This is a genomic window from Microbacterium sp. AC035 (genome assembly GCF_979258485.1).
Genome location: NZ_OZ409858.1, coordinates 136,363 through 148,629, shown reverse-complemented (window position 1 = coordinate 148,629; position 12,267 = coordinate 136,363). Strand labels below are relative to the sequence as shown.

The window sequence follows — 12,267 nt, the reverse complement described above, 5'->3', positions numbered from 1 at the left end:
GAGTCCTCAGATGCTGCACAGTAGCCTGAGGGGATGACCGAGACCATCAGCGCCCGCGCCGTCCTGCTCGATATGGACGGCACTCTCGTCGACTCGACCGCCGTCGTGGAGCGCCTGTGGTTGGCGTGGGCCGAGCCCCACGGCATTGCTCCCGAAACCGTGTTGAGCGTCGTGCACGGTCGCCAGGGGCATCAGAGCATGGCGATCATGCTTCCCGAGCGGGATCACGAGATCAACATCCGCGAGAACGCCGTGATGCTGGCGAACGAGAGCGAGGACGTCGACGGCGTCGTCGCGATCGAGGGCGCAGACGCCCTGCTCGCCGCGCTGCTCCCCTACCCGCACGCGATCGTCACCTCGGCTGATCTCACGCTGATGAATGCGCGCATGGGACAGGCCGGGCTCACGGTGCCCTCGCTGACCGTGACCGCAGAGAACGTGTCGGCGTCGAAGCCGGATCCCGAAGGCTTCCTTCTGGGAGCGAAGCTGCTCGGTGTCGACCCGGCCGACTGCGTCGTGTTCGAGGACTCCGGCGCCGGCATCCAGGCTGCTCACGCTGCGGGGATGCGGGTGATCGGGGTGGGCTCGCACGCGACGTCGCACGAGCCGACCTTCCACGTCGACGACCTCACCCAGGTCGCCGTGGTGCCGACCGTCGGCGGATTCGAGCTCACGATTCGCTGATTCGCTGATTCGCTGATCGGTGACGCGGTGGTCGGTGACGCTCACCCACGTCATCCGGTCCGGGCGAGCCGCGCGGGGCGTTTCAGTCCGGCCGCGCTGAGCCTCGGTATGCGCCATCGCTGTTCGGCATCCCACCATCTCGGTCCTCGCACCTGCGGGACGCCGTCGTCCATCCGGATCTCCCACCCCGAGGTTCCGAGGGATCTGTGGTGCCACCAGCACAACGGCACACCGTTATCCGTATGAGTCGGACCACCCCTGGCATGTTCGGTGACGTGGTGGATCTCGCACCATGATGCCGGAACATGGCACCCGGGGATGAGGCACTCTTTGTCGCGGGCGATGATCGCCCGGCGTTGGTGCACGGTGAAGACCCGGTCGGTGGTCGTGATCCCGATGATCCTGCCCTCATCGAACAACACCCTTTGGATGGTCCCGGCGCAGGCGACCTGGGCCGCCACGGAGACGGGGACGTGGGCACCGGATCCGGGGATCGTTGCCCACCCGCCATCACGGTGGGCGCCGCTCGTCCCGGTCGCAGCGTTCCGGAAGGTCACACCGGCCCCGTGAGAAGCGTGGGCGGCGAGGTGCTTCGCGTCGACGTTGACGACCAGGACCGGTGCGGAACCACCGAGAGTGGGCATGCCCTCGTGCCGGGCAGCGATGGCGAAGACCATCGCGAGGGCGTCGTGGCGCTTCTGCGACGCAGTGCGGTCATCGAGCACGCACCGCGGATCTGAATTGAACGGGTCGGCATCGTCCGCGGCCGCGTCCGCATCCGCATCCACATCCACATCCACATCGGCATCGGCGCCCTCGCTCGGGACGAAGTGCACTCCGGGCATGGGCGGGCCGTCGCCCTTGGGGTTGAGGATCGCGTCCAGGATGAGCTGCAACTGGGCAGCAGCATCCGGTGTCAGATACCCACGGATCGCATGCACGCCGTCCTTGAGACGACCGATCGTGATGCCCCGGCGACGACGGGAGTCCTCATCCTTCGGTTCCTCCCCATCGGGGTCGAACATCGACGCGAGGTCCTCCGCGAGCGCTTTCAAGTCCTGCGCAGTCGGCGCCGGATCCGACTCATCAACCTCCAGGCCGCCATCAGCCGCGTCCACCACGAGGCCGTGCCCGCGCGCACACCCCGCCAACGCGACATCCGCCGCCAACCGCTGATCGACCGTGAGGCGATCCCACACCTTCTCGATCGGCCCCGTCGCTGCCAGAAACCCGGCGACCCCGACCACCCCGTCAAGCAGCGCCAGCCGCATCTCGGACCACCGGGCCGGCATCCTCTCCCCCGCCAGACTCACCGGCCGCCGCACCAGATCGACGACCTTGTCGACCCTGGCCGCTCCCCGCACATCGACCGACACCGTTCGCTGCAGCAGCTCGTTCAGACCACGGCAGCCCGCCGAGTGCGGAAAGTCGGCCGCGTCGCCCGTCGCGATGGTCTCCACGATCACGGCCTCCACGCGGCGGAACGTCGCCCCCGCGCCCTGCAGCACCGCGATCCGATCCGCATCCGACAACCCGGCGAGCGCGTCGTCGGACAGCACCGCGTCAAGGTCGGCGATGACCCGATCCAGGAGCTCCGCAGTGCTGTTCATACCCCCGAGTCAACCCGGGACCACCGACATTCGAGTCCCGAAACCACGCTGAATTAGCCCAGATCAGATGCGTATTCCGATCTCCCGGAATGACACAGCGGGTGCGACCCAGATCGCACCCGAGATGCGGTGGGAAACCACACGAAGCGCGACCGACAAGCGAGAGACGATAGACGAGATACGAGAAGCAAGAAACAAAGAAACGAGAGACGCGAGAAGGGGAACGCAGAGACATCAGAGCGGGAACGACCGGACCGGGGACGAGAGCGCCGATGCCGGGACCGAGCACACGCGCCCCCTACATCCCCGCATGATCGAACGCGATCGTCGGCACATCCACGACGTGCGATCCGCCGTCCGCCACGATCACGGCGCCGGTGACATACGACGACTCCCCCGAGCCGAGGAACCGCACGACCGACGCGATCTCCGCCGGCCGAGCCGGGCGCCGCAGGGGCACATCCGCCGTGACGGTCGCATACGCCTCTTCCCGAGAGCCCAGCCCGGCCTGTGTGGCGAACTCGTCCATCTCGTCGTCCGCCATCGGGGTCTGCACCCACCCTGGGCACACGGCGTTGACCCGCACACCCTGTCGCCCGTAGTCGCGGGCCAGAGTCCGCGTCAGGCCTATGAGCGCGTGCTTTCCGACCGTGTATCCGGCCACCGACGGCCCCGCGAAGAGACCGGCGAGCGAAGACACGATCACGATCTGCCCCTTCGCCTCGATCAGCGACGGCAATGCCTCTCTCGCCATGACGAACGCCGTGGTGAGGTTGGCGCGGATCGCCGCATCCCAGCTGTCGTCGTCGGTGTCGGCTACGGGTGAGAAGCCGTGTCCGCCAGCGTTCGCCACGAGGACGTCGAGACGCCCGAACGTCGCGAGCATCTCGGCCACCGCGGCCTGGGCGGATGCCGTGTCGGCGGCATCCGCGATGATCGGGTGAGCGCCCACCGCATCCGCCACTGCTCGCAACGGCTCGGGCCGTCGCCCGACCACGACGACGTGCGCCCCCTCTGCCGCATACCGCTCGGCGATCGCCGCGCCGATTCCGGTTCCGCCACCCGTGATGACGACGACGCGCCCCGAGACCGTCGATCCGACTGCAATTCCCATGTCTGCTCCTGTTCCTGGTGCGCTCGCGCGCAGTTCACGCGCTCGCGCGCAGTTCATGCGCTCGCGCGCCGTCCGGTGGCTCCGAGGTCATCAGGCGGGGAATCCCGACCGGGCCGAATACCCGAAGTCGCTGACGATCGTCGTGCCGTTGATCGCTCGGCTGCGTGGCGAGACGAGATACAGCACGTGAGAGGCGACGTCCGCCGGCGACTGCACCGCGAACGACGGATCGACGAAGGCCTCGGCACCGAGGTCGCCGCGACTCATCGGAGTGTCGACGATCGATGGCGCCACCGTGTTCACTCGGATGCCGTCAAGGGCAAGGTCGACCGACAGCGCGCGACCGAACTGCACGAGCGCGGCTTTCGACGCGCAATACGGCACCATGCCGGCGGAGGCGACGAGAGCCGAGTCACTCGCGAGCAGCACGACGGATGCCGCAGCCGATGCACGCAGCGCGGGAAGCGCCTGCGCGAGCACGAGGAACGGGCCCGTGACGTTGACGGCGAACACCGTGTTCCACTCCAGCAGCGTGATCTCGTCGATGGCTGACCCGACCGGGCCCGAGACTCCGGCACAGCAGACGACCGCATCCAGCCGGCCGAGCTCCGCGACGGAGGTCGAGACCGCATCCGCCACCTGCGCTTCGTCGGTGACATCCGCCACACGCACCACGGCGTCACGGCATCCGCGTGCAGTCTCAGCGAGCGCAGCCCCATCGCGATCGAGCAGCGCCACGCGCACCCCTTCCGCGGCGAGCGCGAGCGCCGTCGCCCGCCCGATGCCGCTCGCCGCTCCGGTGATCAGCGCGGTCGTGCCGCTCAGCTGCAGGTCCATGATCTCCCCGAGACTCCGCGGTAGCGCCGGTGGCGCTCTTCGAGGACGGCGGTGTCATCACGGTCATCCTGCTCTGCCGATCGCAGCCCTGGAACTCGGCCACGGCGGCTGTGCGCGCTGGCACCATCGTCCTTCGCTCAGGGTCAACCGCCGGGCCCACGGCGCGAGCAGACTCGCTCTATCGACGATCCCCCTCATCCTCGATGCCGTTCGACACGGCCGTCACCCAGCAAAGGAGCCGACGTGGCAGACCCGATATCTGCGTCCACGACGCAGCAGGACCACACCTCTCTTCGATCCGGCGCGCTGGGCGTCGCCGGGATCGTCTTCCTCGTGCTCGCCGCCGTCGCACCGCTGACCGGCATCGTGGTCGTCGCCTCCCTGGCGATCGCCCTCGGAAACGGCGGCGGCACGCCGATGGCGTTCTTCCTGGTCGCCGCGATCCTGTTGCTGTTCGCCGTGGGATATGCGCAGATGTCGAAGCAGCTCGTGAATGCCGGCGGCTTCTATGCCTTCGTCGTGAAGGGCCTTGGTCGCACGGGCGGTCTCGTTGCGGGCCTCATCGCCACGCTCGGCTACAACTTCTTCGTGGTCGGGACGATCGGCACCAGCGGCTTCTTCATGCAGAACATCATCCGCGACCTCACGGGCCTCGACGTGCACTGGCTGATCTGGGGTCTGCTGTCGATCGTCGTCTGCTTCGTGCTGGCGAGGGTCGGCGTCGACTTCAGCTCCAAGATCCTCGGCGTCTGCCTCGTGCTCGAGGTGCTGATGCTCGTGGTCTTCGACGTCTCGGTGCTCGTGCAGACCGGATACGACGTGGCCGCGTTCAGCCCCGAAGCCGTGTTCTCGGGGTCCCTGCCGATCGGCCTGCTCCTGGCGGCTACGGGGTTCCTCGGTTTCGAGGCGACCGCCCTGTTCAGCGAAGAGGCGAAGCAACCGCTGCGCACCATCCCGCGGGCGACCTACACCTCGATCATCGCGATCGGCGTGATCCTCGGCGTCACCACCTGGGCCGTGGTGAGCGCGACCGGCGTCGCGCAGGCACAGGCCACGGCTCTCGAGCACCTGCCGACGGGCGACCTGATCTTCATGCTGTCGCAGCAGTACCTCGGCGGTCCGCTGACCACGGTGATGATGATCCTGCTGCTGGTCAGCCTGTTCGCGGCGATGCTCGCGTTCCACAACTCGGCGACGCGCTACCTCTACTCCCTCGGGCGCTCGCGCATCCTGCCGCATGCTCTGGCCCGCACCCGTCGCAACGGCGCCCCGCAGCTCGCCGGGATCGTGCAGGCCTCGTTCGCGGCGATCGTGGCGATCATCTTCGCGATCGCCGGCGCCGACCCCATCCTCACCCTGGTGCCGGCCATGCTCGGCTTCGGCACCCTGAGCGTGCTGATCCTGCAGGGACTCGCTGCGATCTCGATCGTCGTGTACTTCCGACGTGCCGGCGACCCGCGGTGGTGGAGCACGTTCATCGCTCCGGGGATCGGATTCCTCGGCATCGCCGCGATCTCGGTGCTCGCGATCGTGAACTTCAACATCGTCGCCGGATCCGAAGAGCTCGCCATCCGCCTTATGCCGCTGCTTCTCGTGGTGGCCCTCATCGGCGGCATCGTCTACGGCGCCTATCTCAAGCGCTCCAGACCTGCCGTCTACGAGGGCCTCGCCTCCGATCTCGAGCGCTTCAGCGATCGCTGACGCCCCCCCTGACCCCACCCCCGTTTCAAGGAGAGACATGACGACTCTGAACCCCGCCGACACATCCACGTGGCTTCCGCTCGAGGGCCTTGCCCCCGGATTCGATGCGAACAAGGCCCCGCACTCGACAGCGCTGAGCGGCCACGAGATCACGGTCGTGAACGCGCGCGGAACCCGCATCTCGCACCGCTTCGCCGACACCACGGTCACGTGGGACTACCGCCCGGGCTCCGAGGACTCCACGGCGCCGGCATCCGACACCGACGACTACGAGGCCTTCGAGGTCGACGACGACCTGTACTTCGTGCAGTTCCATCACAACTACCTGCCGAACGAGGCGGTGTCGCTGGTCGTCGATCTGCGCCACGGGCGCGCCCTCGCCGTCATCTCGGTGATCCTGCCTGCGCCGGAGCAGGGACGCACCCGCGTGCAGCACGTGTTCGCGCCGAGCATCATCGAGGGCGCAACCGTGACAGGGGCGGAGCCTGCCCCGACGACGACGCTGATCGGCCGCCGCGTCGAATGGGTGTACAGCGAGGAGCACGCATACGAGCACGTCTACCTCTCGGAGCGCTGGTACTCGTGGCAGTGCCTCGCCGGTCCCGAACGGGGCCTCGCCGACACCGACGAGAACAGCGTGTGGGAGGTGCGTCCCGGCATCTACGTCTTCGCGTGGCGAGAGAAGGTGATCCCCTGCGCATCGGTGACGATCGCCGACCACCGCGATGTCAACGCGATCCGCTCGCACGGCGTGCTGTTCGGACTCGACGAGTCGGGTGAGGTGCCGACCCACTTCACGTTCGGCGCGCATGGCCGGCTGCTCTCGACGACGCATCACGCCGACGGGCTCGAGCCCGCCCTGTTCGGGGCCGTCTGAGATGGCGGCCGCCGAGCTGATCGTCACGGGCTCGATGATCCGCACGGCGGATCGCCGGAGGCCCGTCGTCGAGGCGTTCGCCGTGCGAGACGGGCGGATCCTCGATGTCGGAACCAGGACCGAGATGCAGGCGCACCGTGGGCCGGACACGCGGATGCTGGACGTCGGGGACGCCGCGGTCTACCCCGGTTTCGTCGACGTGCACAATCACCACGCGATGGCCGGTCGCACCGAGCTGTTCGAGCTCTCGCTGCCGCCGTCGCTCGCTCTCGACGACGTCCTCGACCTCGTGCGGGACAAGGCGCAGACGCTGCCGCCGGACGCGTGGATCGTGGGCGGCCCGGTGTCGACCACGCTGCTGCCGACCCTCGCGAACACCGCGACCAGGCGACGTCTCGACGAGGCGGCCGGCGGCCGACCGGTCGTGCTCGTCGAGGACTCGAGGCACAACCGGTGGGCCAGCACGCGGGCGCTTCAACTCGCCGGGATCACCGCCGACGACATCCCCTCCGGCGGTGTCACGCTGCTCGATCCCGACGACGGGACGCCCACCGGAGTGCTGTTCGAGGCGGCGGGCATCCCGGTGCAGGAGGCCTACGACCGCAGCGGCGGACTGACCGAGGAGCAGCACATCGCCGCATCGCGCCGCGGCGTCGAGATCCTGAACTCTTTCGGCATCACGACGTTCCAGGATGCGGGGGTGTCGACCGACATCCTCGCCGCCCTCGCGTCGCTCGACCGCTCGGAGGAGCTCAACGCCTGGGTCGTCTCGTCGTTGCTGATCAACGATGAGATCTTCGGATTCGATCCGATCGGCGCCGCGCTCATCGATCTCGGCGAGCAGTTCCGAACCCCGCACCATCGACCGGACTTCGTCAAGATCTTCCTCGACGGTGTGCCCCCTGCCCGGACGGCGTCGTTCCTCGAGCCCTACAAGGCGGATGCCGTGCACGGCGCCCACTTCCACGGCGAGACGACCATGGACTTCGACGAGCTGCACACGTGGCTGCGGTCGGTCGCCGAGCGCGGTCTCGGTGCCAAGGTGCACTGCACGGGCGACGGGTCGGCGCGTCTGGTGCTCGACGTCGCCGAGCACATCCGCGCCGAGGGCTTCACCACGCCGATCCAGATCGCGCACGGTCAGTTCCTCGCCGATGACGACATCCCCCGGTTGCGAGCCCTCGACGTGTCAGCCGACATCTCGCCGTTCATCTGGTTCCCCGGCGTGATCCCGCAGGCCTTGGCCGAGGTGCTCGGCGACCGGGCCGAGCACTCTCAGCCCAACCGCTCGCTGCTCGATGCCGGTGCGCTCGTCGCCGGCGGCTCGGACTGGCCGGTGAGCGAGTCGCCGAACACCCTCGAGGGACTGCAGGGGCTCGTGACGCGCGCCGACCCGCTCGGACGCGCACCCGGCGTCCTCTGGCCAGAGCAGGCGATCACCGCCGAGGAGGCGCTGGAGGTCTTCACGATCAATGCCGCGACCGCGATGGGTCTCGGCTCGGAGACCGGATCTCTGACGCCCGGCAAGTCCGCGGACTTCGTCGTGCTCGAGCGGGATGCGATCGCCGGCCCTGCCGACGAGATCGTGCACACCCCCGTGCGCTCGACGTGGTTCGCGGGCCGCGAGGTCTACTCCGCGGGCTGAGCTCGATCGCGGCAGCTCCCGCGCGCGCATTTTCCGTGCGGGGTCAAATTCGCATCGCTCAGGAGCGATTCGGATGCGTTATTGACCCCGCATGCGGCACGAGATGCGTTATTGACCCCGCATGCAGGACGAGGTGCGGGTTCGAGCTCGCACGCCGGATGAGACGCCGAAGCCCCCTCCCGCACTTCGCAGGAGGGGGCTTCGAACGTGCACAGGCGTCAGCTCCCCAGCAGGAACCTCGCGCCCAGTTCGCCGATCATCGCGGCGGGCGCATTGGTGTTGCCCGTCGGAACGGTGGGGATCACCGATGCGTCGATCACGCTCAGCCCCTCGAGGCCGCGCACCCGCAGGAGCGGGTCGACGACCGCCTCGGCATCCGACCCCATCCGGCACGTGCCGACCTGGTGGTGATACGTGATGGCGGTGCGGCGCACCCAGTCCTCGACCCCCGCATCGAGCACGTCGGGTCCCGGATACACCTCGGTCGCGCCCCATTCGTCGGCGAGCGCCGGCTGCGCGCCGATCCGGCGGCACTGACGGACGGATGCTGCGAGCGAGGCGACATCCCTCTCGTCTTCGAGTGCGGCGAGGTCGATCAGTGGCGGGTCGTCGAGGTCCGGACCAGACAGGGTGAGCGCTCCGCGACTGTGCGGCGTCACCAGGCCGGCCATGAGTGTGAATCCGTCGTCACCGCGCGGTTCGAGGTCGCCCCACATCGGCACGGAGAAGTGGATCGGCTGCGTGTCGGGCTCGGCGAGGTCGCCACGGCTGCGCCAGAACAGATGCGACTGTGTGACGGAGACACCGGGCTGCGGCGGCCCCACCGGTCGCTCCGTCGTGAAGATGACCGGGGAGAGCAGGTGGTCGTGCAGGTTCTTGCCGACACCCGGCGCATCGAGCACGACCGGGATGCCGAGGGCGGTGAGCTCGTCGGCGGGGCCGATGCCGGAGCGCAGGAGGATCACGGGCGATCCGATCGCACCGGCCGAGAGAACGATCTCGTCGGCGAAGATGTCTTCGGCGTCGGTGCCGGCGCCGAGCCGGACTCCGACGGCACGGCCCTCCTCGACGATCACCGAATGCACCTCGCGATCGGTGAGGATCGTGAGCCTGTCGGCGATCGGCTGCGCGTAGGCCATCCAGGTGTTCACCCGTCGCCCGTCACGGATCGTCACCTGCTGCTGCGAGACTCCGTCGAGGGTGCCGCCGTTGTAGTCCGGATTGCGGGGCAGGCCCTCTTCGACCGCCGCGTCGATGATCGAGGCCTGGATCGGCGAGAGCTCGTAGTCGTCGGTGACGGGCAGCACATCGTGCTCGAGCGCGTCGAAGACGGGTTCCACCGTGCTCCACCCCCACCCGATCGCCCCGGCGCGCTCCCACCCGTCATAGTCGGAGGCCGCGCCGCGCACCCAGATCATCGCGTTGAGCGCGTGAGATCCTCCGGTGACCTTTCCACGCGGAAGATGCAGTCGACGACCGCCGGCGTGCTCCTGCGGGACGGTGAAGAAATCCCAGTCGTCGGCGGAGTGCCAGAGCTCCCCCGCCCTCGACGGATCGTGGATCGCCGGGTTCGAGTCATACCCTCCGGCCTCGATCAGCGTGACCTCGACGCCCGCATCCACCAGCCGTCGAGCGACGATCGCGCCCGAGGTTCCGGCCCCGACGACGATCGCGGACTTCATGCCTGCGCCTTGCGCCCCGGGCCCGACACGACCTGCGTCACGGCGACGGACTTGAGGCCCTCGACACCGAATTCCAGGCCGTAACCCGAGCTCTTCACTCCGCCGAACGGCACCATCGGGTGCAGCCCGCCGTGCGAGTTGATCCACACCGTGCCGGACTCCATGCGCGTCGCGGCCTCGCGGGCGGCCTCGGGGTCGCTCGACCACACCGACGCACCGAGACCGACGTCGACCGAGTTGGCGAACGCGAATGCCTCGTCGACATCGCTGTACCTGATCACCGGAAGCGCGGGTCCGAACTGCTCCTCCTGCACGAGGGCGGCGTCGTTGTCGATGTCGGCGACGATCGTGGGCCGGTAGAACAGCTCGCCGAGCTCGGGCGCCGCCTCGCCGCCCGTGACGACGCGGGCGCCGCGCCCCTTCGCGTCCTCGACCAGCCGCGAGACGATGTCGAACTGGGCGCGATTCTGCAGCGGACCCAGCACGTTGCCCTCGTCGAGCCCGTTGCCCATCGGCACGGATGCCGCGATCGCGGCGAGCGCGTCGACGACCTCGTCGTAGACGGAGTCGTGCACGTAGAGGCGCTTCATCGCCGCGCACGTCTGGCCGGTGTTGATGAACGCGCCCCAGAAGAGATCCTCGGCGATCGCCGACACCTCGGTGCCCGGCAGCACGATGCCTGCATCGTTGCCTCCGAGTTCGAGGGTGAGACGGGCGAGGTTGCCGGCCGAGCTCTCGATGATGCGTCGACCGGTGGCGGTCGATCCGGTGAACATGATCTTGTCGATATCGGGGTGGGAGGCGAGGCGGGCGCCCACCTCGCGGTCGCCCGAGACGCCGATGAGCACGTCGGCCGGCAGCACGTCGTTCATCACCGCCAGCATCGCCAGCACGCTCAGGGGCGTGTACTCGCTGGGCTTCGCGACGACGGTGTTGCCCATGCGCAGCGACGGACCGATCTGCCAGATCGTGATCATCAGCGGCCAGTTCCACGGACCGATCGCCCCGACCACTCCGGCGGCCTTGTACACCAGCTCGGCATGCAGGGTCTCGTCGTCGACGAGCACCTGCGACTCGAGCGGGATCGACGCGTTGGTGCGGAGCCAGGCCGAACACGCACCCAGTTCGAAGCGCGCGTTGGGACCGTTCAGCGGCTTGCCCTGCTCGCGCGAGAGCAGATGCGCGAGGGGTTCGGCGTTCGCATCGATCGCATCCGCCGCCGCGATCAGCAGCTCGCTGCGCTTCGCGTGCCCGAGGGCCTCCCAGCCCGGCTGGGCTGCGCGCGCCCGCGCGATCGCGTCGTCGAGGTCGGCGACCGAATGCTCGGGCGCGCGCCCGATGACGTCGCGTGTGGCGGCATCCGGGATGTCTCGTCCGACGCCCTCCGGCGCCTGGATGCGGTCGAGCAGCGCGGCGGCTGCGGATGCGGCGGATTCGGACATCGGGACTCTCCTTCGAGCGGGACGCGTGCCAAGGATCTGGCGGTCGTCTCATTGTCGAACGCCGCGGGGACGCACACTTGTCGAGGAGCGCGCCGCAGATGTCCGAGTGCGAAGGGATGTCCTCGGTGCGTGCTCAGATCAGGGTGAAGTCCTCGAAGATGAGGGTCGTGCGCGTGGAGCGGATCGAGGGGATCGCCTGTATGTCCTCCAGCACGATGCGGCGGAGGTCGCGCGCATCGCTCGCGCGCACCAGCAGGATGACGTCGAAGTCACCGCCGACGAGCGCCATGTGCTCGATCTCGGGGATGGCGCGCAACCGAGCGCTGACGTCCTGCCAGGTCGCCTGCTCGATCGCGAGGGTGACGTAGGCGCTCGCATGGTGGCCGAGCAGCACGGGGTCGGTGCGCACCGAGTATCCGGTGATGATCCCCGCCTCGGTGAGGCGCTTGATGCGCGCATGCGCTCCCGCCCTCGAGATGTGCACCGCCTCGGCGATGGCCGTCATCGACGCACGTGCGTCGAGCCGCAGCTGTTCGAGGATGGCGTGGTCGGTGTCGTCCAGCGTGGTCATGGAACCCCTTCGTCCTATGCCCGAATTCTGACACTCCGTCGCACGAAGGGGCAACTGGATCGCATTCATCCACGATGTGGCGATTGTTGTTGGACGTTTGTCGG

General features: G+C 68.5%; 10 protein-coding genes. 4 read left to right on the top strand and 6 right to left on the bottom strand.

The window, feature by feature from the left end; genetic code table 11:
• Positions 1-33 precede the first annotated feature (33 nt).
• Positions 34-684 carry an HAD-IA family hydrolase gene (locus ACZ0AA_RS00645; protein ID WP_463511868.1) on the top strand — a complete coding sequence of 217 codons (651 nt, stop codon included), beginning with the start codon at positions 34-36 and terminating at the stop codon, positions 682-684.
• A 50-nt stretch (positions 685-734) separates the two neighbouring features.
• Here ACZ0AA_RS00645 and ACZ0AA_RS00640 read toward each other — a convergent pair whose 3' ends face one another.
• The 3 genes from ACZ0AA_RS00640 to ACZ0AA_RS00630 all read right to left on the bottom strand — a co-directional run bounded on the left by ACZ0AA_RS00640 (position 735) and on the right by ACZ0AA_RS00630 (position 4,245).
• The gene (locus tag ACZ0AA_RS00640) at positions 735-2,294 is read right to left on the bottom strand and encodes an HNH endonuclease signature motif containing protein (RefSeq protein WP_463511867.1); all 1,560 of its coding nucleotides are present in this window, start codon (positions 2,292-2,294) and stop codon (positions 735-737) included.
• 298 nt (positions 2,295-2,592) lie between these two features.
• A complete protein-coding gene (locus ACZ0AA_RS00635) occupies positions 2,593-3,408 on the bottom strand; it encodes an SDR family NAD(P)-dependent oxidoreductase (protein ID WP_463511866.1) in 816 nt (271 codons plus the stop codon).
• A 90-nt stretch (positions 3,409-3,498) separates the two neighbouring features.
• Positions 3,499-4,245, bottom strand: a complete 747-nt coding sequence (locus tag ACZ0AA_RS00630; RefSeq protein ID WP_463511865.1) for an SDR family NAD(P)-dependent oxidoreductase — start codon at positions 4,243-4,245, stop codon at positions 3,499-3,501.
• A gap of 243 nt (positions 4,246-4,488) precedes the next feature.
• Here ACZ0AA_RS00630 and ACZ0AA_RS00625 point away from each other — a divergent pair, with 243 nt between their 5' ends.
• Genes ACZ0AA_RS00625 through ACZ0AA_RS00615 form a run of 3 tightly spaced genes read left to right on the top strand, consistent with a single transcriptional unit; the run spans position 4,489 to position 8,468 of the window.
• Positions 4,489-5,946, top strand: coding sequence for an APC family permease (locus ACZ0AA_RS00625; RefSeq protein ID WP_463511864.1), 1,458 nt, complete (start codon positions 4,489-4,491; stop codon positions 5,944-5,946).
• A gap of 37 nt (positions 5,947-5,983) precedes the next feature.
• Positions 5,984-6,823, top strand: coding sequence for a molybdenum cofactor biosynthesis F family protein (locus tag ACZ0AA_RS00620; protein ID WP_400861615.1), 840 nt, complete (start codon positions 5,984-5,986; stop codon positions 6,821-6,823).
• Between the two features lies 1 nt (position 6,824).
• The gene (locus tag ACZ0AA_RS00615; RefSeq protein ID WP_463511863.1) at positions 6,825-8,468 is read left to right on the top strand and encodes an amidohydrolase; all 1,644 of its coding nucleotides are present in this window, start codon (positions 6,825-6,827) and stop codon (positions 8,466-8,468) included.
• Between the two features lie 218 nt (positions 8,469-8,686).
• On the opposite strand, the gene ACZ0AA_RS00610 is transcribed toward ACZ0AA_RS00615, so the two are convergent.
• The 3 genes from ACZ0AA_RS00610 to ACZ0AA_RS00600 all read right to left on the bottom strand — a co-directional run bounded on the left by ACZ0AA_RS00610 (position 8,687) and on the right by ACZ0AA_RS00600 (position 12,163).
• Positions 8,687-10,150: a GMC family oxidoreductase gene (locus ACZ0AA_RS00610; RefSeq protein WP_463511862.1), complete on the bottom strand. Its 1,464-nt coding sequence runs from the start codon at positions 10,148-10,150 to the stop codon at positions 8,687-8,689.
• Positions 10,147-11,592 (bottom strand): aldehyde dehydrogenase family protein, encoded by a 1,446-nt coding sequence (locus tag ACZ0AA_RS00605; protein WP_463511861.1) that lies wholly within the window; start codon positions 11,590-11,592, stop codon positions 10,147-10,149. Before ACZ0AA_RS00605 ends, ACZ0AA_RS00610 begins: the two co-directional genes overlap by 4 nt.
• A 133-nt stretch (positions 11,593-11,725) precedes the next feature.
• A complete protein-coding gene (locus ACZ0AA_RS00600) occupies positions 11,726-12,163 on the bottom strand; it encodes an Lrp/AsnC family transcriptional regulator (RefSeq protein ID WP_400861621.1) in 438 nt (145 codons plus the stop codon).
• Positions 12,164-12,267: the final 104 nt, after the last annotated feature.

What these genes read in the sequence shown, in the direction of transcription:
- ACZ0AA_RS00610 (WP_463511862.1), bottom strand. Translation starts at nt 10,150, where the DNA reads ATGAAGTCCGCGATCGTCGTCGGGGCCGGAACCTCGGGCGCGATCGTC.
- ACZ0AA_RS00605 (WP_463511861.1), bottom strand. Translation starts at nt 11,592, where the DNA reads ATGTCCGAATCCGCCGCATCCGCAGCCGCCGCGCTGCTCGACCGCATC.
- ACZ0AA_RS00600 (WP_400861621.1), bottom strand. Translation starts at nt 12,163, where the DNA reads ATGACCACGCTGGACGACACCGACCACGCCATCCTCGAACAGCTGCGG.
- ACZ0AA_RS00630 (WP_463511865.1), bottom strand. Translation starts at nt 4,245, where the DNA reads ATGGACCTGCAGCTGAGCGGCACGACCGCGCTGATCACCGGAGCGGCG.
- ACZ0AA_RS00620 (WP_400861615.1), top strand. Translation starts at nt 5,984, where the DNA reads ATGACGACTCTGAACCCCGCCGACACATCCACGTGGCTTCCGCTCGAG.
- ACZ0AA_RS00640 (WP_463511867.1), bottom strand. Translation starts at nt 2,294, where the DNA reads ATGAACAGCACTGCGGAGCTCCTGGATCGGGTCATCGCCGACCTTGAC.
- ACZ0AA_RS00635 (WP_463511866.1), bottom strand. Translation starts at nt 3,408, where the DNA reads ATGGGAATTGCAGTCGGATCGACGGTCTCGGGGCGCGTCGTCGTCATC.
- ACZ0AA_RS00645 (WP_463511868.1), top strand. Translation starts at nt 34, where the DNA reads ATGACCGAGACCATCAGCGCCCGCGCCGTCCTGCTCGATATGGACGGC.
- ACZ0AA_RS00615 (WP_463511863.1), top strand. Translation starts at nt 6,825, where the DNA reads ATGGCGGCCGCCGAGCTGATCGTCACGGGCTCGATGATCCGCACGGCG.